Origin of the sequence: Microcoleus sp. OTE_8_concoct_300, from assembly GCF_031383065.1 — a bacterium.
Taxonomy (GTDB): Bacteria; Cyanobacteriota; Cyanobacteriia; order Cyanobacteriales; family Microcoleaceae; genus Microcoleus.
The window spans coordinates 1-22755 of record NZ_JANMZH010000524.1 but is presented as its reverse complement, the minus strand read 5'-3'; the positions used below and the strand labels follow the sequence as shown (position 1 = coordinate 22755).

The 22755-nt window shown below is 46.7% G+C and carries 18 protein-coding genes; 9 read left to right on the top strand and 9 right to left on the bottom strand.

What is annotated here, in order from left to right:
* The first annotated feature begins 420 nt into the window (after positions 1–420).
* Complete coding sequence (locus tag ACUVJL_RS24350; RefSeq protein WP_015178266.1) at positions 421–1473, top strand: Gfo/Idh/MocA family protein; 1053 nt, start codon at positions 421–423, stop codon at positions 1471–1473.
* A gap of 578 nt (positions 1474–2051) precedes the next feature.
* Here the strand turns inward: ACUVJL_RS24350 and ACUVJL_RS24345 are convergent.
* Positions 2052–3050 carry a GDSL-type esterase/lipase family protein gene (locus tag ACUVJL_RS24345; RefSeq protein ID WP_445248189.1) on the bottom strand — a complete coding sequence of 333 codons (999 nt, stop codon included), beginning with the start codon at positions 3048–3050 and terminating at the stop codon, positions 2052–2054.
* 163 nt (positions 3051–3213) lie between these two features.
* Positions 3214–4455, bottom strand: coding sequence for an RNA-guided endonuclease InsQ/TnpB family protein (locus ACUVJL_RS24340; RefSeq protein WP_445248188.1), 1242 nt, complete (start codon positions 4453–4455; stop codon positions 3214–3216).
* 217 nt (positions 4456–4672) lie between these two features.
* Between ACUVJL_RS24340 and btpA the strand changes: the two genes are divergently transcribed.
* The 4 genes from btpA to ACUVJL_RS24320 all read left to right on the top strand — a co-directional run bounded on the left by btpA (position 4673) and on the right by ACUVJL_RS24320 (position 10458).
* Entirely contained in the window at positions 4673–5560 is an 888-nt protein-coding gene (gene btpA, locus ACUVJL_RS24335) for a photosystem I biogenesis protein BtpA (RefSeq protein WP_333444309.1), read from the top strand.
* 134 nt (positions 5561–5694) lie between these two features.
* Positions 5695–6618 (top strand): vitamin K epoxide reductase family protein, encoded by a 924-nt coding sequence (locus ACUVJL_RS24330; protein ID WP_445248191.1) that lies wholly within the window; start codon positions 5695–5697, stop codon positions 6616–6618.
* A gap of 757 nt (positions 6619–7375) precedes the next feature.
* Entirely contained in the window at positions 7376–9511 is a 2136-nt protein-coding gene (locus tag ACUVJL_RS24325) for a CHASE2 domain-containing protein (RefSeq protein WP_445248187.1), read from the top strand.
* 707 nt (positions 9512–10218) lie between these two features.
* Positions 10219–10458 (top strand): hypothetical protein, encoded by a 240-nt coding sequence (locus tag ACUVJL_RS24320; RefSeq protein ID WP_445248186.1) that lies wholly within the window; start codon positions 10219–10221, stop codon positions 10456–10458.
* A 305-nt stretch (positions 10459–10763) separates the two neighbouring features.
* Here ACUVJL_RS24320 and tnpA read toward each other — a convergent pair whose 3' ends face one another.
* Positions 10764–11180, bottom strand: coding sequence for an IS200/IS605 family transposase (tnpA, locus tag ACUVJL_RS24315; protein ID WP_445248190.1), 417 nt, complete (start codon positions 11178–11180; stop codon positions 10764–10766).
* A 32-nt stretch (positions 11181–11212) separates the two neighbouring features.
* Between tnpA and ACUVJL_RS24310 the strand changes: the two genes are divergently transcribed.
* Complete coding sequence (locus ACUVJL_RS24310; RefSeq protein ID WP_445248185.1) at positions 11213–11512, top strand: helix-turn-helix domain-containing protein; 300 nt, start codon at positions 11213–11215, stop codon at positions 11510–11512.
* The gene (locus ACUVJL_RS24305) at positions 11451–12401 is read left to right on the top strand and encodes an RNA-guided endonuclease InsQ/TnpB family protein (RefSeq protein ID WP_445248184.1); all 951 of its coding nucleotides are present in this window, start codon (positions 11451–11453) and stop codon (positions 12399–12401) included. Before ACUVJL_RS24310 ends, ACUVJL_RS24305 begins: the two co-directional genes overlap by 62 nt.
* 78 nt (positions 12402–12479) lie before the next feature.
* On the opposite strand, the gene nadB is transcribed toward ACUVJL_RS24305, so the two are convergent.
* The 3 genes from nadB to ACUVJL_RS24290 form a co-directional block, all read right to left on the bottom strand.
* Positions 12480–14141: an L-aspartate oxidase gene (nadB, locus tag ACUVJL_RS24300; protein WP_445248183.1), complete on the bottom strand. Its 1662-nt coding sequence runs from the start codon at positions 14139–14141 to the stop codon at positions 12480–12482.
* A 326-nt stretch (positions 14142–14467) separates the two neighbouring features.
* Positions 14468–14902 carry a photosystem II complex extrinsic protein PsbU gene (gene psbU / locus ACUVJL_RS24295; RefSeq protein ID WP_445248182.1) on the bottom strand — a complete coding sequence of 145 codons (435 nt, stop codon included), beginning with the start codon at positions 14900–14902 and terminating at the stop codon, positions 14468–14470.
* Positions 14903–15254: 352 nt separating this feature from the next.
* A complete protein-coding gene (locus ACUVJL_RS24290; RefSeq protein ID WP_445248181.1) occupies positions 15255–16244 on the bottom strand; it encodes an adenylate/guanylate cyclase domain-containing protein in 990 nt (329 codons plus the stop codon).
* A 511-nt stretch (positions 16245–16755) separates the two neighbouring features.
* On the opposite strand from ACUVJL_RS24290, the gene hisF reads away from it, so the two are divergent.
* Together hisF and ACUVJL_RS24280 are read left to right on the top strand one after the other, a co-directional pair.
* Complete coding sequence (gene hisF, locus ACUVJL_RS24285; protein WP_445248180.1) at positions 16756–17526, top strand: imidazole glycerol phosphate synthase subunit HisF; 771 nt, start codon at positions 16756–16758, stop codon at positions 17524–17526.
* Between the two features lie 461 nt (positions 17527–17987).
* Positions 17988–18329, top strand: coding sequence for a low temperature-induced protein (locus tag ACUVJL_RS24280; protein ID WP_445248179.1), 342 nt, complete (start codon positions 17988–17990; stop codon positions 18327–18329).
* A gap of 120 nt (positions 18330–18449) precedes the next feature.
* Here the strand turns inward: ACUVJL_RS24280 and ACUVJL_RS24275 are convergent, their stop codons facing one another.
* The 3 genes from ACUVJL_RS24275 to ACUVJL_RS24265 form a co-directional block, all read right to left on the bottom strand.
* Complete coding sequence (locus ACUVJL_RS24275) at positions 18450–19463, bottom strand: sulfate/molybdate ABC transporter ATP-binding protein (protein WP_445248178.1); 1014 nt, start codon at positions 19461–19463, stop codon at positions 18450–18452.
* Positions 19464–19871: 408 nt separating this feature from the next.
* Complete coding sequence (locus tag ACUVJL_RS24270) at positions 19872–20210, bottom strand: hypothetical protein (RefSeq protein ID WP_445248177.1); 339 nt, start codon at positions 20208–20210, stop codon at positions 19872–19874.
* Between the two features lie 61 nt (positions 20211–20271).
* The coding region (locus tag ACUVJL_RS24265; protein WP_445248176.1) for a DUF3854 domain-containing protein at positions 20272–22755 on the bottom strand (2484 nt) is incomplete at its 5' end.

The window sequence follows — 22755 nt, the reverse complement described above, 5'->3', positions numbered from 1 at the left end:
GGGAATTCAAACATTGCCAAATGTCAACACCCCTACTACTATGGGTGTTCTTACGGCTGAATTTTGTATCATTTTTTACTTGGCAACTATTGCTTTTGCCGCTAAACAAGACAAATGTTTGAGCATCCCGGAAAAATATTCCGACTGATTTGTGTTGTAGCGATGCGGAGGATGATCGCCGATTTAGCATATTTAAGTAATTTTGTCAATACGTAATTACCTGAAACTCGACCCCAGTATACTGCCCTTGTGTAGGATTCGCGGATGCTTGATTGTCTGAGGCGATAATCGCAACTGAACTTAGAAATTCTTCACAAATAGTTTGACTGTGGTACTATCTGGATGGCTGTGAGTAGCTGAGGGAAGCCAAGGGGCTTGATTCCTGTGGTGGTGGAGGAGAATCCAGGAGTGCTAGATAGGATGTCATTGGGATACGCAAACGTTTTCGCCCAGCGAAGTCAACCTGAACCCCTCCGCATTGGGGTGATTGGGGTTGGCAATATGGGCCAGCACCACACGCGAGTTCTGAGCTTGCTAAAAGATATCGAACTCGTGGGTGTTGCAGACATAAATGTAGAGCGGGGAATAGATGTAGCAAGCAAATACCGGGTTCGCTTCTTTGAAGACTACCGGGATTTGCTCGCCCACGTAGATGCAGTTTGCGTCGCCGTTCCAACTCGCCTGCACCACCCTGTGGGGATGTCTTGTCTCCAAGCGGGTGTTCACGTTTTAATTGAAAAGCCGATCGCAGCTAGCATTGCCGAAGCCGAATCTTTGGTCAACGCGGCTGCTGAGGCCCACCGGATTTTACAAGTGGGTCACATCGAGCGCTTCAATCCAGCTTTTCAGGAACTCGGCAAAGTGCTGAAAACTGAAGAGTTACTGGCATTGGAAGCTCACCGGATGAGTCCGTATTCCCAGCGGGCTAACGACGTATCGGTAGTTTTGGATTTAATGATCCACGACATCGACTTGCTCCTGGAATTGGCAGATTCCCAAGTGGTGAAGCTGACGGCCAGCGGCAGCAGGGCCTCAGATTCAGGTTATTTAGACTATGTGACAGCGACGCTGAACTTTGCTAACGGCATTGTGGCCACCTTGACTGCCAGTAAGGTGACGCACCGCAAACTCCGTTCAATCGTGGCTCACTGTAAGAATTCTCTGACAGAGGCAGATTTTCTCAACAACGAAATCTTGATTCACCGGCAAACAACCGCCAATTACGTGACGGATTACGGTCAGGTGCTTTACCGTCAAGATGGGTTGATCGAGAAAGTTTACACCAGCAATATTGAACCGCTCCACGCAGAATTGGAGCATTTTATTAATTGCGTGCGGGGTGGAAATCAGCCTTCTGTGGGAGGAGAACAAGCTCTCAAAGCTCTGCGGCTTGCGAGTTCGATCGAGCAAATGGCTCTCGACGGTCAAGCTTGGTATCCCAAAGAGCTAGAGTCTACTTTGCAAGTTAGCTAAATTGAGACAAATCGTGTCGTTTCCGGGTGCTTTTACAGTTTGGGGTTGTTGTTCGTTGAAGACGGTAACTGTTCCCATGCAACCGGATTCGATGTCAGTCGATTTGAGATTTGAGACGGGGGCGTGAGTGAGCATTTCGGCGAGCGCGAGCGTCGAGCCGCGCTCACTCGATTCGCGCGAGCGTCGAAGGATTTTAGACTTTAGATTGACTCTGCAGATGAATCTGGGGGCTTGAACTAAGGTTTAATTTTTTTTGCTCTCCACAACACGAGTCGGGGGCAATTGTCCGTCTTGAGGTGAGGTTAGGATTTATCAGAAAATTGGGTTGAAAACCCTGTCCTTGTAGGACGGCTTTTTTCCATTGTTAAGTAAAATAACAAATCCATCTTAACAAATGAAGATGGTAGAATAACCAAATCAGACAAGATGTAAAAACCTACCCCCGGACTGGGGGAAAGTCTACGCCCAAAACATTTTTGAGGAGATATGACTACGCACCGGTAGTGCCCAGAGTAGTCAGCCTGGGAACCCTAGCTATAGGGATATTAAGACTGAAATGTCTTAAGAATCCCCGTGCCTTAAGGCCGGAGAGTGTCAAGCCAAAAAAGAGCGACTATTTGACGACAGATGGTTTTGCTCACTAGCTGATTTCCTTGAGGACTGAGGTGAATGCTGTCTCGATACAAAGTTGGAAGTTCGGCCCCACAATTGAAAATCGGAAGAAAATCTATGTAAGTAATTTTCTCTGTTTCGACGAGTTCGGCGAGACGCGCTCTAGCCTTGACTTCCCAGTCGCGAGGGCCCGTGCCGCCGAATTCGCCTCGCTTGGGTGTGACGGCTAGCAAAAACTCGACGTTGGCGGATACAGCTATTTTCTGGATTTGGCGAATAGCTTCTAAGTTGCAGCCTACTACATCGCCGCTTGTGGCTCCGGGTGCTGCCAATTGGGGAGTCGGCACAGCAGGGAGCAGATAGCGGCTCAATAACTCTAGCGTAGCCGATCGGGGTTTGTGATCCGGGTAAGATCGATCGCGCCCCACAACCAGAGGACAGGGAGCCGATGCAAAAAAATCGTCCGTATTGAGCAGCAACACCACAGCATTTGCCCCAAAAACACCGAACCGCTTGGCGTAAGCAAGTTGATTCCTCGGTCCCCAAGAATTGGCTGAGGCGTTGAGAACTTCAAAATCTGAATATTTGACTTGTGAACCTAATTGTGCATCGCTCGCCAGATTCTGTACTTGCAGTCTCAAATCCCGAGCCATAATTTCCGAGATCGTATCTGTCTGATGTGTCCACCAACCGCCGTTGGCGACAGAATCTCCCAACAGCAAGACGCGCAGAGTTCCTGGAGGGGGTGTCGGGGCGATCGCTCCGCTACGCATCGAATACTCGTTAATCTCAATCCGGTTAGCCAAGCGGCGCACCCTCTGGTTGGGCGCCAACAAATAGCCACACTCGGCATCGGCAATGTAAATCAAGGGATTGCCAAAACCCAGCAGCACGCGCAGCAACACTTCGATTGCTGCCCACAATCCGGAGGTGACAGCCAAAATTATCAGAACAACTTTTAACAATTAACTTCGATCGAAAACGAAAAACTGCTGCTGAATTCGGGGTTTTAGCAAGTTGGTCGCGCGATCGAGTCATCCGAATCGCCCCCGTGGATTTGACGTACTCCCCGGCAGACCAGCGCGGGGATTCTTAAAGGCTGCTTGAGGGTGGGCCGGGGCCACACCCTCAAGCTTTCTTCTTCTTGCTTCCGCGACTCTTAACTAGACCGTTGCCAGTCCCCGTCAGACCGTCTCCACAAGCATTTTCTTTAATGTCCAAGAAGCGTCCCTCCTCAGACAATCCGCGATTTCGGATAACTTGAGCGGCTGCTACGTCTCTATGCGTCGTGTAACCACACTCAGGGCATTGGTGGAGTCTTTCTTTGAGCTCCTTTTTACCTGTGTGCGTATCGCATTGAGGGCATACCTGCGAGGTGTAATCTTTATTCACCTTGCCAAAATATACGCCTCGTTTCCAGCAAACCCATTGCAGTATTGACACGAATTGGCCAAACCCAGCATCTAGCGTATGCTTGCAAAACATCCCTTTAGCCCAAACCCTGAAATCGATATCTTCGACGAATACCATTCGGGCCTGGTCACAAATATGATTAGCTTGCTTAAAATGCCAATCTTTGCGGGTGTCGGCAATATGCTGATGATGTCTAGCTATCTTTCTGTTTAGCTTGTGGCGGTTGTTAGACCCTTTTTTCTTGTTCTTTAACCGACGTTGCAGCAATTTCAGCTTGCGATGTTTGGTCTTCAAAAACTTGGGACGTTTAACTAATTCACCATCAGATGTTGCCAAGAATTGATCCAAACCAAGATCGATCCCTATTGGATTTCCCGATGCTACAGGGTCGGGCACGTTAACATCACACCTCAGTGACATCACGACAAAATACCCTGAAGCCTTGCGAACTATCCGAGCTTGCTTGATTACAAACCCGTCTGGTATCTCCCTAGACTTAATGAGTTCCACTTGACCCAGTTGAGGAAGCTTAATCGAATTCCCTTGGATGCAATTTTTAAGCATTTGCGGGAATACAAACGACCTCATCCGATACAGGTTTTTAAACCTTGGGAAACCCATTCCTTTGCGCTGCATATCCACAAAAGCTGTCTCCAGTCGTCTTAAGATTTGTTGGAGTACTTGAGCGTTGACAGTTTTTAGCTCTGGGATTTGCTCTTTTGCTTCTGTCAATGATTTGCTTTGCTGCAAATAATTTGGGTAAGCTGCATCAAGCGGAATGATGTATTCCTTAGAAATCGAGCAAGCATTGACCGCACATTTACGAGAGTTGATCCAGTCCTTGCGTTCCCGCAAAGCGTAGTTCCAAACCTTGCGACAAACCGTTAGAACCCGCTCAATTTCTTGAGCTTGCTCTGCGGTTGGCTTCAATTTGTACTCGTAACTAAGGTTTAACATTGCTCGTTTTCCCTGGCTCTAGAAAATAGAGTAGCATTTTGTAGAGTCTAACGACAAGCAAAGCAATGGAAGGTAACTTGCAGGCTAAAGCCTGCCTCTAGCTTTCATCCCCGGTCTAAAGACACGGGGTTCTCAGCATATTTGCTATAGAATTCTAGAATATACCGTCAAAATCCGCCGTCAGCCGTCAGTGAACTTGGTGGTTTCAGGAAAATCCGTGGACTTAAAACAAATATTCAAAACGCCGAATCCCATAATCGGTGTCGTACATTTACAGCCTTTGCCAACTTCTCCCCGCTGGGGCGGAAACCTCAAAGCTATTATCGGAAGAGCCGAGCAAGAGGCTACAGCGCTGGCTTCGGGTGGCGCAAACGGTATCATAGTCGAGAACTTTTTCGACGCTCCTTTTGCCAAAGACAGCGTAGATCCGGCTGTGGTAAGTGCCATGACTCTGGTAGTCGAGAGGCTAACCAATCTCGTGACGCTGCCGATCGGCATTAACGTCCTGCGAAACGACGCCCACAGCGCGATCGCCATCGCCTCCTGTACGGGTGCTCAATTCATCCGCGTCAACGTCCTCAACGGCATCATGGCTACAGACCAAGGCTTAATTGAAGGCCAAGCTCACCAGCTACTGCGCTACCGCCGGGAATTGGGCAGCGATGTCAAAATATTAGCAGACGTGTTAGTCAAGCACGGGCGACCCTTAGGCAGCCCCAACTTGACAACAGCCGTCCAAGAGACGATCGGGCGCGCTTTAGCTGACGCCGTGATCCTTTCCGGTTGGACAACAGGCAGCCCTCCCAATCTCGAAGACTTAGAACTCGCGAGTGCAGCAGCGGCAGGAATTCCAGTTTTCATCGGTAGCGGCGCCTCGTGGGAAAACATTTCCACCCTCATGCAGGCCGCTGACGGCGTAATTGTATCGAGTTCCCTGAAGCGAAACGGCCGCATCGAGCAGCCGATAGATCCGATCCGCGTCAGTCAGTTTGTAGAAGCCGCCCGCCGCAGCTTGTCACAGAAAGAGCGCGAACAGGAAAACAGAGACGCTAATGGCTCAAGAGGGCCAACACCGGAACCGGGCAAAGTCACAAGTAAAACGTAAAATGGGAATTGTTGACAGTTGACTGTTGGCAGTTGGCAGTTGGCAGTTGGCAGTAGTCATCAGTTATGAGTCATCAGTCATTAGGTAACAGTCAACTGTCAACAATTCCCAATTACCAATTACCAAATCAAAAAATGATTCGCCGACGTTCAACCCCTTGGATTCATCGCTGGTCGAGAACTGTGATGGGAGCGATCGCAGCCATCGGCGTCGTAGAAACGGCCTATCTCACGATCGCTAAATTCACGACAGGCTCGGTCATTTGTCCCACCAGCGGCTGCGACAAAGTTCTCAACAGTCCCTACGCTACAGTCTTTGGCACTGTGCCTTTAAGTTTGTTAGGTTGTCTGGCTTACCTGAGCATAGCAATCCTGGCATTGGCTCCCAAAGCCGTCAATCCCAACACCAATAAAGGACTGCACTCTCAACTAGAAAACAAAACTTGGCAAGCGCTATTTATCATCACCGCTGCGATGGTAATTTTCAGCAGCTATTTGATGTATTTGATGGCTTTTGAAATTAAGGAACTGTGCATTTATTGCATCAGTTCCGCCGTACTTTCACTGTCGCTGTTTGTGCTGGTGCTAGTCGGGCGCGAGTGGGAAGATATCGGACAGTTGGTGTTTACAGGCATTTTGGTGGCAATGGTGAGTTCGATCGGCGCCTTGGGACTTTATAACAGCGTCAGGTCACCTGCTGCTTCTGTCTCTACTCCCGGAATTGTAGCCCCTGCCGTCACTACGACCTCCGGCCCGGCAGAACTTGCTTTGGCCCGCCACCTCCGAGAAATCGGCGCTAAAGAGTACGGCGCTTACTGGTGTCCCCACTGCCACGAGCAAAAAATGCTGTTCGGCAAAGAAGCAGCCCAACTAATTGATTATTTTGAATGCGATCCCAGGGGGCAAAATTCCCGCGCTGAAATTTGCCAAGCTGGTGCTGCGAATATTAAAGGTTTCCCGACTTGGGAGATTAAAGGTCAGTTTTATTCCGGGACGCAATCTTTGGAGAAACTCGCTGAATTATCGGGTTACACCGGCCCGCGAAACTTTCAAAACTGATAGCAAAGGTTGAGATTATAGATGGCAGATTTTAGGTTTATTGCCCGGAAAGCTCCGGATTTTTAGCAGAGTTGATAGTTGTATCGTGCTGGGTAATTCATCTAAAATTTCGCATCTATAATCAATAAAAAATTAGTAAAAACTAGGTAGATAGCGGCGCTCACAAAAATCTAAGGCCGAAACCCCTGTTGCAAAGGTTTTTAAGTTTGATTATGTACCTCATCTACCCAAAAACCTCTATAGCAACCGCGCCCGACTTTGAGAAGGTTCTTAATTGCTGAAACCATTGCGGTCGATAGCAACTTCGGTCTTTCTTATTCCTTCTTCCTTCAACATCTGCTATACACAAAAAACTCAAGAAACCGGATTTCTGCTTCCCGACTCATTGTTGAAATGATATATTTTGGTTGAGAAACCCGGTTTCTGCAGTTGCAGCCCGATCGCATCGAAAAATCAAAAAATAAAAAATAAAAAATAGACTCGCCCGCACCGAAAAATCAAAAAATTGGAAAATCTAAAATCTAAAATCTAAAATCTAAAATCGATCGACTCGCCCGCACCGAAAAATCAAAAAATTGGAAAATCTAAAATCTAAAATCTAAAATCTAAAATCGATCGACTCACCCGCGCCGAAAAACCAAAAAATTGGATAATCTAAAATCTAAAATCTAAAATCTAAAATCTAAAATATAAAATATAAAATCGACTGAGCCGATCGCCCCGGAGATGTAAAAGCTATATGTAGTAGTAGCTTAAGATGCTGGAAGGGCGAGGAAAAAATCCCGAAAATATGCTAGAAACTATCAAAAAATGCCTTGATCGAGAACGCCGAGTATTGATTACTGCGAGTGCAGTTGCCGGTACGGTCATTGTAATGCGCTGGTTCGGATTTTTTCAGGTGTGGGAATGGGCTGCTTTCGACCAGTTTGTGCGCTGGCGGCCGGCCGAACCCATTGACTCGCGCATCGTCATTGTAGAAATTAAAGAAGCTGACTTGCAAAAATACGGCTACCCAATTTCGGATGCTGTATTGACCCAATTGCTGCAAAAATTGCACGCTGGCAAGCCGCGGGCGATCGGCCTCGACGTTTACCGAGATTTGCCAACTCAACCGGGTAACGCCGAATTGCTCAAAACGTTTAAAACTATTCCCAACTTAATCGGCATTGAGTTGATGCCAGACCAAACCAGGTTCGGAGTTCGGCCGCCTCCGGTACTTGACAAGCTCGATCGAATCGGTTTCAACAATGTTGTCATCGATGCTGACTCAAAAGTGCGCCGAACTTTGCTCTACGCTTGGCCAGGAGACGGCAAAACTCATAAAAGTTTCGCGCTGAAACTGGCTTTGCGTTACCTCGAAAGCGAAGGAATTTCCCCTCAATCAGCAAAAGCCAATCCTAAATACTTGCAGTTAGGCAAGGGGGTTTTTCGACCTTTTCAACCGCATGACGGTGCTTACGTTCGAGCCGACAGCCGCGGCTATCAAATTTTGACCAACCTGCGCGGCCCGCGAGGCAGTTTCCGCACTGCATCCATGAGCGACGTGCTTTCTGGCAAAGTACCCGCTGATTTTGTGCGATCGCGCGCTGTCTTGATCGGCTCAAATGCCCCCAGCCTCAAAGACTTTTACCAAAATTCTTACAGCTCCGGTTGGTTTGCTCCTCCCCAGCAAATACCGGGAGTCGAACTTCAGGCTCATTTGTTGAGCCAAATTTTAAGTGCTGCCCTCGATGGGCGCGGGGGTATCAATGTCTGGCCAGAGGCTGCGGAGTTGCTGTGGATTTTACTCTGGTCTTGGGCGGGAGCAAGTGTAACTTGGAATTTGCGATCGCTGGGTCGATCGGCTTGCTGTTTGTCAAGTATCTGTCTCGGTCTCAGCGGCAGTTTATACTTAGCTTTTTTAGCCGGTTGGTGGCTGCCGTTAATTCCTGCAATCCTCAGTCTTTTGGGTTCTGGCTGCGCCGTTGTCGGTTATCTGGCTCATTTACAAGAAGAATTAAAACGGTCTAAAGAATTTTTACAATCACTAATCGATACAATTCCAGACCCGATTTTTGTCAAAGATCGAAATCACCGCTGGGTTGTTTTGAATCAGGCATATTGTCGGTTTATCGGCTATCCTTTAGAAAATTTGACCGGCCACACAGATTACGATTTATTTCCCCAAGGCGAAGCCGATATATTTTGGCAACAAGACGAATTAGTCTTGCAAACTCACCAGCCGCGAGAAAATGAAGAATATTTTACCGACGCTGACGGAATTACGCATCTGATTGCGACTAAAAGATCCCTGCATAAAGATGCTGCAGGCAACCTATTTTTAGTCGGAGCAATCAGAGATATTACTGAGCGCCAACTCCGTGCAAAAGCCCTAGAACAAAAAAATGCTGAACTCAGCCACCAAGCTGATCACGATGCTCTCACCGGTTTGCCCAACCGCAAAAGGTTTTACGAATGCTTGCATCAGTCTCTAGAAAAAGCCTCCAGCAATCAGGAATTGGTAGCTTTACTGTTTTTAGATTTAGATGGATTTAAGTCAATCAACGACACTCTCGGACACAATGTGGGCGATTTACTCTTAAAAACAGTTGCCAGTCGGCTCAAAAAATGTTTGCGGGGCAGCGATACAATCTCGCGGTTGGGTGGCGACGAGTTCACAGTGATTCTGCCCGCAATTCCAGGTCGCGAGGAAGCTGCCAAAGTAGCTGAAAAAATTTGCGACGGCATCATCCAGCCTTTTATTTTAGAAGAACATACAGTTTCTGTAACTACAAGTATTGGCATTAGTTTATATCCCTTTGACGGTCAAGATCCAGAGATTTTAGTCAAGAATGCCGATGTTGCGATGTATCGTGCTAAGGAACGCGGGAAAAATCAATATCACTTTTATTAATTAATACCAGTTAAAAAAATAAGGAAACTGTAGGTACGCTCCCAACCACGAGCTTCATAAGCCATTCCCAACTCTTCAATTTTTTAATTTAAAAGGTCAAAACTTCCCACAAAATTTGAGTAATTTTTACACCTCAAACCCTAATTAGACCGTGGGGGCGATATTATTTGCAGGCGCCCGATGTGCAGCTAACGAAAGAAAACATACCTCGATTCTGAAACCGTAAGCCCTGTAAGCTTTTTGAAACCGTTCAAAAAATGTCCGAAGTATTGCAATATAAAATACTATAAATAGTATAATCTGTCATCTGTCATTAGATAGACTTACAAACCTATAAAACTTATGAGAGGAAATTGCCATCTCATCTAAATCAATAGTCCGGACTATTTTTATGTCGTAGTCTGAAACCCTTGATTTTTGGTTGGTAGCTTGATTGTTTAATCGCCCTGAAACCCTTATTTCACATTGGGCAATCAAAAACTTTCCGAAGTATTGCTAAATGTTACAGATATTACAAAAATCCCAACTTGACACCGGAAACCAAATTAAAATCGCTAAAAAGCCTTGAATTAAAATTGTTGACGTAAACTTACGAAAGTTAATTAAAGAAAATGTAAAGAACTCAGGCAAAATATGCAAATAGATAGATATAATAGGTGCTACAAACGTGCACTTAGGGCAGTGATTTGAATAAGGATGTGAATACTATGCGTACTTTGATTCAGCTCACAACAACGGCAACTCTGGCGGCCTGCCTGCAACTAAATACAGTTGGCACCGCAAATGCGACTCGACTTGCCAGCAACTCAACCACCAACTTAACAAAAGATCGATCGACCTCCACGGTTTGGACACTTGCACAAACCTCTAGGTTTCCAAATTACCCCAAACAATACGAACCACCCCCGAACGGGAATCCCCAAAGTGACGGTACGGGAACGCGGTGAACCCAATTTTTTAATTTCCTACTCGCGGACATTCACCATCAACGAGATTTGTGGGCTCTAGCTTTAGACACGGGATGGAAAGCGATTAACGGTTAAAAGCGCAGTCCGTAGCCTCACAGCTATTGACACTGCGCGGGATTTTTAATAAAACATATGTCAACACAACGTCCCCAGGTCACAATTCCTGATACAGAGATACACTCACTACGGTCATAAAATGTAGAGCAAGAATTCCGAATCTTTGTTGCTCTTGGGCAGGCATACGTTAATTATGGCCAAGAAATTGGGATACAAGCCCCGTCCTTCTAGGACGGCTTTTCTTGATTTCTAATCAACTCCTTTAAAGCTTCTAAGGGCGCACCCCCTACAGAAACAGCAAAATAGCTAGGACTCCACAATGCTTCTTTATGGGGCTTCTTATGTCCAGCCTGTCCGTAACGACGGCTAGAAACGCCTTTTAATGCGTTAACTATTTGAGAGATAGACAACTTAGGCGGATACTCAATCAGCGCGTGAACATGATTGCCTTCGCCATTGAATTCCAGCACTTGAAAATTCATTTTTTGGGCCACCTCTCGAAACGACTTTTCAATCAAATCAATACTTTCACCTGTGAATACAGACCGACGATACTTTGTCACACAGACCAAGTGTATCTTAAGTTCTGTAACCGAATGGCGTTCCCTGCGGTAAAAGTTGTCATTACTTGCAAACCAACATATAATTAAGCGTACAGACCAATATCAATATAACCATGAAAGCAAGGTTTCGATACAGATTCTACCCGACCTGTCAACAGCAGCAGAGCTTAGCTCAGTTGTTTGGATGCGTCCGGGTAGTCTGGAACGATAGCCTAGCCCTCTGTAAACAGTCCGAAAAAAAGCCAAGTTCGGCCCAACTACAAAAAGTAGTGATAACTCAGGCGAAAAAGACCGAAGAAAGAGCTTGGTTGAGTGAAGTTTCTAATATCCCTTTACAGCAGTCTGTAACTGATGAGAGAAGTAGCTTTCAAGAACTTTTTCAACTCCTGCAAAGGAAAGCGGAAAGGTCGTAAGGTTGGGTATCCTAAATTAAAGAAAAGAACAAATAGCCAATCGGCGCGATTTAGAATTGGAGGTTTTTCCATTAAAAACGGCGGTGTCTATTTAGCTCAAATTGGTATTGTCAACCCAATATGGTCAAGAAGCCTCCCATCTCAACCTAGCTCCGTCACAGTAATCAAAGATTGTGCAAATCGTTATTTCCTAAGTTTTGTCGTAGAAGTTCAACCAATTCAATCTGAGGCGAAAAACCCAAGTATCGGAATTGACTTAGGGATTAAAACTTTTGCAGTAATGAGCAATGGCGAAAAAGCTGAAAGTCCTAGTTATAAAAAGTTAGACCAAAAAGTTCGTAAACTCCAACGCAAAGAGGCCCGTCAGCCAAAAGATTCTAAAAGAAGAAACGTAACTCGAATCAAGATTGCTAAATTACATAATCGCATTGCCGATACCCGTAAAGATTTCCTGCACAAATTGTCAACCAAAGTAGTCAACGAAAACCAAGTGATTATTTGGGAAGATTTAAATGTGTCAGGGATGCTGAAAAATCGAAAACTCTCAAGGGCGATTAGTCAGCAAGGATGGAGGGAGTTTAGGACTCTCTGTGAAACCAAATCTGAAAAGTTTGGCAGAGAGTTTCAAGTAATTAGCAGGTGGGAACCTACTAGCCAAGTTTGTGCGGACTGTGGTTTTAAATGGGGTAAAATCGATTTGTCTATTCGTTCAGTGCTTTGTGTGAGTTGTGGTACTGAGCAAGATAGAGATAAAAATGCTTCTAGAAACATAGAGAAAGTCGGGATGGGGAATCGCCACGACTATAAACGGGCGCAGAGGGATTGTCAGACTACTTCGGTAGCAGAACCCTGTGAAGCGTCAAGAATCACCGCACCTTCAGGTCGGTGAGTATTTCAAAAAGCCTATCCTGTCCTCTACGTGCTAGATGCTAATGCAGTTTTTGGAACAGTTACTAAATCCGAACACTTATAGGCCTTGTGTGCTTCTAACGCTTTCTTTGTACCAATTGGTGTTCTGGATTAAAGTGTGACTGCACCAACCCGGATCGGTGAGGGGATAGTCAAGTCGGTAATGTCCGCCTCGACTTTCAGTCCGAAAAGCCGCACTTTTGAGAATTAAATAGCCGATATCTAATAAATTGCCAACTTCTCCCCAATTTCGCAATAGCCGGCTGGTTTCCTCATCCGCAAGTGAGAAATCAAGGGTTTTTCCAGGCCGCAACTTCAGCAAAGTTTGACTCAAAGGCAAAGAGGCAAATTCTTGCCGCCAAATCTCAACTTGGACGATCGCACTTTCCAAATCCCGCTGTCCCCTGCAAATTCCCGCACTCTGCCACACCAAATTCGGCAATTCTACCCGCAACTTTTCGATCGCCTCAATGTCATGAAGACAAATCGATTTTTCCAAGATTTCCCCGCCATCGAACTCATCTTTGAGTGTTTTGGTCTTTCCACCTTCTAGCTGCAAAAGTCCCATCTGCGCCCCAAAAACCAGACATTCCAGCAGCGAATTGCTCGCCAACCGATTAGCGCCGTGTACCCCCGTGCTCGCAGTTTCTCCCACCGCGTACAAACCCGGAATCGATGTTTGGTTGAACTTGTCAGCCACAATCCCTCCCATCCAGTAATGGGCCGCGGGCGTCACCGGCACCGGTTCGGAAAAAATATCAATTCCCCAGTCAGCGCACACTTGAATAATATTCGGAAACCTGTAGCGCAGTCGATCGACCGCAATCGGGCGCAAATCCAGCCAAACATGAGGTTCCCCCGTCTTCTGCAAGTGGCGGAAAATTGCGCGGCTGACAACATCCCGAGGGGCGAGTTCCCCGCTGGGGTGAGAGTCAAAAGCAAAGCGATATCCCTTACTATCAACTAAATGAGCTCCTTCTCCCCGCACCGCTTCGCTAATGAGAAACCGAGGCGCACCCACTTTGCTGAGTGCCGTCGGGTGAAACTGCACAAATTCTAAATCTCGCAGCAGCGCCCCGGCGCGCCAAGCAATTGCTACCCCGTCCCCGGTACTTACCGACGGATTGGTCGTTTGAGCAAAAACCTGTCCGCCGCCACCTGTTGCCAGCACCACGGCTTGGGCCCGCAGCCACTTGACTTGTGAGCCGCAAATCGAGCTAATCCCCTGACAGCGCCCGGTTTCGTCTAGCCACAGACTCAAAGCAAACGCAGGAGATACGAGGTGAATGTTTTTACGGCTCAATACTTTTGCTGTCAGCGTACTGATAACGGCTTTGCCCGTAGTGTCGGCGGCGTGGAGCACTCGGCGGCGGGAGTGGGCGGCTTCTAGGGTGAGGGCTAAATCTGGGCCGGTGCGATCGAATGCAACCCCCATTTTCACCAGGGAGTCAATGCAAGCACCAGCTTCCTCAACTAAAAATTTCACCGCATCCAAATCGCAAAGACCGGCTCCTGCAGCCAGTGTATCCTGAACGTGTAGCGCTGCGGAATCTTCAGGGGCGATCGCCGCAGCAATCCCTCCTTGAGCCCAATCACTAGCAGAAACAGGCAGGGTATTTTTATTGATCAAGCCCACCTGCAAATGCTCTGGCAGGCAAAGTGCTGTGTACAAACCCGCCGCGCCAGCACCTATTACCAATACGTCAAATTTGTCAGTCATAAGTCTGCCGCCAGTCGATTTTAGATTTTAGATTTTAGATTTTAGAATTGACTCCACAGATGAATCTGGGGAGTTGAATTAATGTCAGTCGATCGAGCTTATATTTTAGATTTTAGATTAAAGAATTGAGTCTACAGAGGAATCTGGGGAACCCGCTTATTTCAATCTAGCTAGGGAATTTTTACCGGCTTTTGCCAAATGGTGGTTGAAAGTAAGTCTTGATAAATTAAAGGCAGAAGTCATCAGCCTAAGAGAAAAAAATCTTTTCTTTCGGCCGTTTGCCTTCTGCCCAATGACTTCTGCCTTCAAATGAGGCCCGCTGCTACCTAGTCGTAGAGACCATTATTCAACCTGTTGTCTCCTTCAAGAAAGACTGATTCAGGCTCAGTTACAGTGAATTTGTCCAGGTTAGCTTGCAGCACTTTTTTCTGAGCTTCCGTCAAGTCTGAAATGTTGAGTACGTCCTCAACTTTTTCGTAAGGAGCATTCTTAATAATTACTCGAGCTAAAGTGGGATACAACCCTCGAAATTCGCGAAAGTCCCGGACGGCGCTGTTGTTCAAATCAAGTTTTTTGCCGTATTCTGTGGCAAGCTTCTCATCGGCGCGATTGGTTCTAACCGGAGCTTCAACAGCGAGGAGCGAGGATGATGGCAAGACGATACGGCTCAAGGTCGCCGCGATCGCGCTTTGGTCTCCAGCCCATGCAAAGCAGCCCAGCACTAAGCCCAATACTGCCAATAGACGACCCAATCGTTTCATGAAGTTTTGTCTCCCAATTTCATACACAGCATTTATGTAGAGACTACCATTTTGCTTATGCAGTTTTTCAGATAAATCCGCAACAGGTAGAGGGCTGTTAGAAAATTTACATTTACCTATTGACACCACGGACAATATATGATATATTGCCCGATTTAACTTTTGAGTGTTGAGTGTTAACTGTTGAGTGTTGAGTGTTAACTGTTGAGTGTTGACTAATGACTAATGACTAATGACTAATGACTAATGACTAAATTGAGGCATCGCAGGCAAGTTTATAAAAAGCCCTCCCAATTAAAAACTGGGACTGCCATTTTAAAGGTTAATTTTTGCCCCGCGCCCAATTTTCTAGCTATCGAGAACTCTTTCCTTTCCTTTTGAGAAAAGCGTTCAAGTCAGAATAAGTACCGCCGTAAGCCACACTGGGATGGTCGTAACCCTTCAAAGTAACGGTGTGCTCCTCGAAAGCGCCCTGGGCACCCAATTGGGTGAGGTATTTGTAGGTAGTTTCTCCCACAGCGATATCCTTGCCGAGTTGCTTGGTGCAAGATTCCAGGCGAAATGCTGCGTTTACAGTATCTCCCAAGGCGGTATAGTCCGATCGGTCGCTGCTGCCAGAATTTCCCACCATTGCATAACCGGTATTGATGCCGGCGCCGACTCGCAAAGGAAAAGGCAGGGGGTAACGGCTGCTGAGTTCGTCTGTTGCCTTGTGCAGTTCGCTTAAAGCTTGGCAAATCCTCATCATTTCCTCGCTGCTGACACCGCTGGTTTTGTGGAACCAGACAGCCATGATGGCATCGCCGATGTATTTGTCCACCCAACTGCCGTGTTCGCGAATGATCTGTCCTGCTTTGCGGAACCAATTACCGATGACTTCTGAGAGTAGGGTTTCGTCTAGTTGCCTAGTCAAAATTGTATAGTCTCGGATGTCCATTACCATGACGCTAATCAGGCTGCGCACTGTCAAAGTCGCCGTAAAATCTTCAGAGTCTGTCTCGTGTATTGGATTGTGCCGGTGGCCGGCGGTTGGGTTGTAGAAGTCCAATTCGGTTTGACCGAAAATAATCCGATCGCCATTTCTGAGCGTGACAGGAATACTGACGCGCCGCCCGTTGACAAAGGAACCGTTCCGGCTGCCCAAGTCTATCAAGTAGAACTCTCCTGTCTCCATTTGCTGTAACATCGCGTGATTACGGGAAATCCAGCGATCACTCAGTACAAAATTATTGTCATCGCTCCGCCCTACTGTCCAGCAATTGCTGCCGGAGAGCGACAAGTAGCGATTGCCGCTTTTTTCTGTACGAAGTACCAAATGTGGATTGGCTTGCAAAGTCACCACAGCCCTAGAAACTACATCAAGTCAACCGGTTTGAGGTTTTAGACTTTAAATTTTAACTTTACCGCGCGGCTTATAACTGAGATTGCTGCTAAAAAACCTCAAATCGGCCGTTCTCAAATCTAAAATTGTTTAGTCGATCGATGCACCGGCTCGATACAGGATTGCCAAACCACAATTCTATCGCCAGCGAAGGTGGTTATTTTTAGATCATAAGCGAAAGCGTCATATTTTTCACCCCAAAGATGTATCTGGGGAGTCAAATTTGCTGCTTCTTGCCAAAAATATAACTATCTACTCATATTCTACGTAATCTCACGGCTTCCACTGCGAGCCAAGTTTTATTTATGCTGAGGGGGCCCCAAAAAACTGGAAAATGGCTCTCCGGCTCAGACCGAGAATTGTTAAACACAAGGTATCTTTAAGATTTGTGGCTTTACTTCATGTTTTTGAAGATATCAACCAAGCCTTGGACTGGCTGCGGCGGTCAATAAATTAGAAACACGAGAATTTTATGTTGTCGAAAAGAATTTTGCCTTGTCTGGATGTCAAAGCCGGTCGCGTGGTCAAAGGTGTCAATTTTGTCAACCTTCAAGATGCTGGCGATCCGGTAGAAATGGCTCAGGTTTACAACGATGCGGGCGCGGATGAGTTGGTGTTTCTGGACATTACCGCGACTCACGAAGACCGGGACATTATTATTGATGTGGTGTACCGAACGGCCGATCGAGTATTTATCCCTTTGACGGTGGGCGGCGGTATCCAATCCTTAGACACGATTAAAAGTTTATTGAGGGCAGGCGCTGATAAGGTGAGTATTAATTCGGCGGCAGTCCGCGATCCGAGTTTAATTGACAAAGCGAGCGATCGATTTGGTAATCAGTGCATTGTAGTGGCGATCGACGCCCGCAAACGGCCAGATGCGGATAATCCTGGTTGGGACCTGTACGTGCGCGGAGGGCGAGAAAATACTGGCAAAGATGCCATCGCCTGGGCCAAGGAAGCCGAACAGCGCGGCGCCGGCGAAATTCTGGTGACCAGCATGGACTCGGACGGCACTCAAGCCGGTTACGATTTGGAATTAACCCGAAGCATCGCCGAAATTGTCGAAATTCCCGTCATTGCTTCCGGCGGCGCCGGCAACTGTCACCACATCTACGAAGCCGTGACTGAGGGCAAAGCAGAAGCTGCACTGCTGGCTTCCCTGCTGCATTACGGTCAACTCAGTGTAGGAGAAATTAAAACTTATCTAGCAAAATGTCAAGTTCCCGTGCGACAGCAGTAATTCAGTTTAGTCCTGGACGCATAATTTCTATCTGTAGGGTGCGCCGCGCGCACCTTACGCTATAATTAGCGCGTCAAACCATTTTTTCGAGATCGGTCTTGGACGCATAATTTCTCGCTAACTTGAATTGTATGCATTCGCTCTCCTATCTTGAAAAGCCTCTGCGTTGCATCTGCCCTTTCCCGATCGATCAAAGATTTATGCAATAAGTCTAATATTCAACTAGCGGAAGACGTAATAATATTCAACTAGCGGAAGACATAAATCAAAATCTTCCCTGAGAATGATTTCAAAGCCCAGCTTTTTCAGCTAAATATATATTAGCTCAATTTTCAAGAGTTCAACTTCGTAATATCAGTTGCTTTTATCAGACTTGAGCTAAAAAATGTGCTGGACTTGATTGCATCTCAAATTGTCAACAATTTCAGTCATTAAAACTTGTAAAAAAGGAGAAATCGTTTATGTCTTTGATCGGCTTTAACTTCCCTGCCAAGCGTTTAGTTCGCACTTTAATAGCTGTTTGTTTTTGTGCCTTGATGTTTGTGTCTAATGCTTTCCCGGCTTTTGCCATTACCAGCAGCCCCACCAAAGGTGAAGACAAACTTTTGGGTATTGAAAAAGAATCTCAAGAAGTTGTCCTGAAAAAACCGATGTCCTTGGAAGAAACTCAAAAAAAAGCTAGCGAAGGACCCAACGAAGTTCAGGGAGCCGCTGACATTGACAAAATGAAAAATCCTTCCAACACAAGCACTACATCCTTTGAGCAAATGGTCAAAAAAGCTGTCAGCGACATCAAAAACTAACTCAGCGCGCAGTAGTCAGGGGACAGTTGTCAGTATAAAAGATTAGGGACACGGCACGGCGCGGTGTCCCTTTAAGTTTGGTATCCAATCACAATTTAGCTGTAGTTTGCAGAATTGGTATCAGATTGAATAAAAAAGTGGAAACGACTTGGCATCTTTCGGCTTTACGAACACTCTTTGCTGGGGCTGCAAGTGCAAGGTATCGAATCTTTCTCTCGTCAAATTAGCGTTTACTACTTGACCGTCATCTAAGGTTAATTCTACCTGAATTTCCCATCCCAAATGAATCAAGCGACTGATTCTTGCAGGCACTGTGGCACTATTTTCTGTAGTTTCAATTAGTACGTCGTGAGGGCGCAAGAAAATCTCCGGGTGCGCTGATTCAAAGCCGTTGGCTTGAAACATCCTCGAACTGCTGGGCAATACATTGACGGGACCGATAAAACTCATTACGAAAGCACTCGCTGGATTGTCGTAAATTTCTGCGGGTGTCCCTACCTGTTCGATTTTACCTTTATTCATTACCGTAATTCGATCGGCAACTTCCATCGCTTCTTCTTGATCGTGCGTCACAAAGACTGTGGTAACGTGAACTTCGTCATGAAGTCGCCGCAACCAAGCACGCAAATCTTTGCGAACTTTGGCATCGAGAGCTCCAAAAGGTTCGTCTAGCAGTAACACTTTCGGTTCCACAGCCAGGGCTCTGGCGAGGGCCACCCGCTGCCGCTGGCCTCCTGAAAGTTGCGACGGGTATCTATTGCCCAATCCTCCCAATTGCACTAAATTCAACAATTCTTCTACCCGGGATTTGACTTTCGCCGGCGGTATTTTCTGAATTTCCATGCCGAAAGCGATGTTTTTTCGCACTGTCATGTGCTTGAATAGCGCGTAGTGCTGAAACACAAACCCAATATTGCGGTCTTGGACGCTAGTATTGGTGGCATCTTGGCCTGTCAGCCAGATTTTGCCGGAGTCGGGCATTTCTAAACCGGCAATCAGCCGCAGCAGCGTAGACTTGCCGGAACCAGACGGGCCCAGCAATGCGACTAGGGAACCGGATTCAATTTCTAAGCTGACTCGATCGAGTGCTTGGAAACTGCCAAAGTGTTTTGATACGTTTTCTACAACTATCATATACTTACCATTTACCAATACTTTCAGAGTCTAATTACCAGTTTTCTATCAGCACTCTAGCAAAACAGCCATTTTAGGGGGTTTTTGAACCCTATTGAGATATGTTTGCTTGCCTCAGTCTCCCTTACCTGATACTCGCTTACAAGCGAACTCTTCTATCAATCTTCTAGCTTATTCCCTATCTTGTCTGTCCTATCTTGCTTTTTCACGAATAGCCGCCCGTGTTAGGCGGCTAAGCTGGAGAATGCTAACCTGTTTGCCGTTGTGTCAAATGATTTTCTCATTTAGACTGTTCGGTTTTGAGGAGCGGTTGGCTCTCCCGGTCGGAACCCGAAAACCTACAATCACAAGATGTGCATAGTGTGGATTAATACGATTGCACTCCCGTGCCATTGGATGAGAGGTGAGTTAAGGCAACAAACTACCCAACATATCCAAGATTGCTTGCACATCTGCGAGTGATGCGGTGGACTTTTTGCGCTTGGCTTTCAACTGGTTGAGCAAGGCAGCAGCATCAGGTAAATCACTCGTGTCAAGCGATTCTCCGCTGTCTAGCTGTCTGGCTAGAGCCAGCACCCGATCAGCTAGAACAATTGGCACTCGGATGGTGCGAGTTTGCCCGTGCTTCCATTTACCCTCATAGTGCTTGAGGTTAGCTAAGCTTGCATCATTGATATTTCTAGTTATTTCACTTGTGTCAGGTGATTTACTGTTAACAGCTTGACACGGTTGCCTTAGTTCTGTCAAGTATTAAATCACTTGTGTCAGGTGAAAATATCGCAGGAGAGCCTTACGCTAGTACCGAGTGCTACTGTTCCAGTTTTCTCAAGTAAGTGAACTGGTCTTCATCCCTCGGAACAGAAAGAATCACCTTCTCATTCTCAAGCCCCACGTAGTAGTCAGTTTCTGCACTCCCATACCCAATATCAACAATCTCGCCTTTTTGCCCCTGGTAGTCGCTTCTTAGCGTAATTTCCACCAAGTCGCCGATGGCAAGATGGGTTTGCTTGGCTGCCACTGGCTCGGACACCGAATTAGAATTTTTCAACAAGCGGATTTTGACTTTTTCGTCTTGACTAAGGCACTTGTCAAAAAATCCTCGGACTTGAGGAGCGGACGAGGCAACTCGATCCATAATTTCCTTTGCCTTCTCGCGGTCGCTCTCAGCAATAGCCTCCCGCATCTCGTCAGCCAGTTTGCTAGCCCAACGTTTGTTTGCAGCACTTTGCAGGGAGCCTGCAGGACTTGTTGCAGGACTTGTTGCAGGACTTGAAGCCTTACTAGGCAAGGGGTTTGCAGGACTTGCAGGACTTGGGGGGGTAACTTCCTTTACTTCTAATTTTTCCTGATTTTTTTGAACTGCACTTTCTGTTTTCTCGGTGTTTTCACAATTTCCCAAAATGTTTGAGGGTAAGTCCTGCAAGTCCTGCAAAGCTATATCCTGTATGGGTGGAAGTCCTGCACCAAGTCCTGCAGAAGTGCTGCTAGTGCTGTCAGAAGTCCTGCAAAGCACTGCTAATTGTTGGGAGTAGGTAGGGTGATAGTCATTTTTACCTCTCAACCTTAAACCGACAAAAGTGACGTGGCGACCACTCCGATCGCGAACAACTGGTAGGTGCAGTTCCGTGCAAAGTTTCTCCAAACCCGGCGAAAAAGTTGTCAGGCTCATCGCAGGTTTTTTAATTTCCTCACAAAAATCTTTATAACTGTCAAACAGATCGCCCGCACGGATTTGTGCGCCGTCCTCGACAATTAGCTCCATCTCGAAGAACGCCGCGAGGCTGTCCATTCGTATCTTCATATCCCATTCAGCCGCCTTGAAATCGGCAATCTCAGCATCGCCTATGCCCTGAATTGCCTGCTTTACCTCGCTGCTAGGTAGGGAAAGAGCGATCGCTATTAATGACGCTATCTCGCCATCAAAGCTGGCTTCCATCTCCGAGTTCCGCAAGTGCTTTGGGATGGCGTTTTCAAAATTAACCAGACACAAGCGCCGCTCTAGCCCGGTGGTGTTTCCCATAAATATTGGGTCGTTACTACAGATAAGGAGTAGTCCATAAAAGTGTGCACTTGCTGCTGGCTGGTACACTTCCCGGTAATTGACGCTATCACCGCCAGTTAGCCGGAGGATGGAGTCAACACCCACAGGTTTACGCTCATCCCCAAAAACCACCAATTGCTTATCAATGATGCTGGCAATGGTTGAGCCGTCTTTGAGACTTTCGAGGCTACATGGCTGGTGATTGCCCTTCCCTACAATTTTCTCCATCAACCGCGCGCCAGTACCCTTACCGGAACCCGGAACCCCAATAAAGTGAACAAACTGCTGATATCCGTAAAAGTTAAACCGGAGGCAACTGTTGATGATTGCCAGCAGCTTAAATATTTTTTTAGCGTCACCCTGCATCACCGTCTGGAAGAACTGGTGGATATTGGGGCAATTTGCCTTTAACGCTTGCAGAGGGGCGCTTAAATCGCCCGTTAGAGACTGGTAGGGAAAGGGTAAATAGGAAGTAAACCCCATGCCGGGTGAGTGTGGCAAGGTTTCAAGGGTATCGCCGTTGAGTACGCAGTTCTCAAAATTGACGTATCGGGACTTATCCCACGTTTGCCAGTGAACCTCCCGCAAGTAGCACTTAAGCATCTCAATGACGTTATTAACGTATTCAATCCCGCCGTAGTTTACGCCCTTTGCGTCCAACGTAGTGACAATCAGGCTTTTAAACGGCCCTGGTTTTATCTTTTCCCAACACTTGCCAGTCCATCCCCGCCACGTTTGTTGTTCTTCGTGGTACTTCCAGTGGGGTCGATACTCTTCAGCCAGTTGTGCTGCAATCCCACGGGGGGTGGGTGGTTTTTTGGACTTGCTCAGTGAACCGCTATCGCCTGACACAGGTGATTCAGTGTCACGCTCTGTCGCTTTCATCAGAATTGCTCTAAAAGCCTCAATCCCATTTTTGTTGATGAAATCATCCATACCTTTTGTTTCCCCTTTCTCGCCCGGTTCCCAGTCACCTGTAACCGATAGTACCGAGCAATCGTAGGATTTTAGGACTTTTGTGAGCTTTGCTTCGTGGTAGCGGACGTTTTTTAGGGTTTCCGGCTTCGTGTCAGAGTCGAAAGCAAAAATAAACCCAATACCCGCTTTAGCTAGGGCTTGCTGAAAAAGTGAGAAAACAGCATTTAGAAAGATGAGTGAATTCGAGTTCTCCTCGGCAATATAAGTTTTGTCAATTGTGTTCTGGCGAAACATAGCTTTTACCAATGATTGAAGCCAAAAAACATGAAAAAA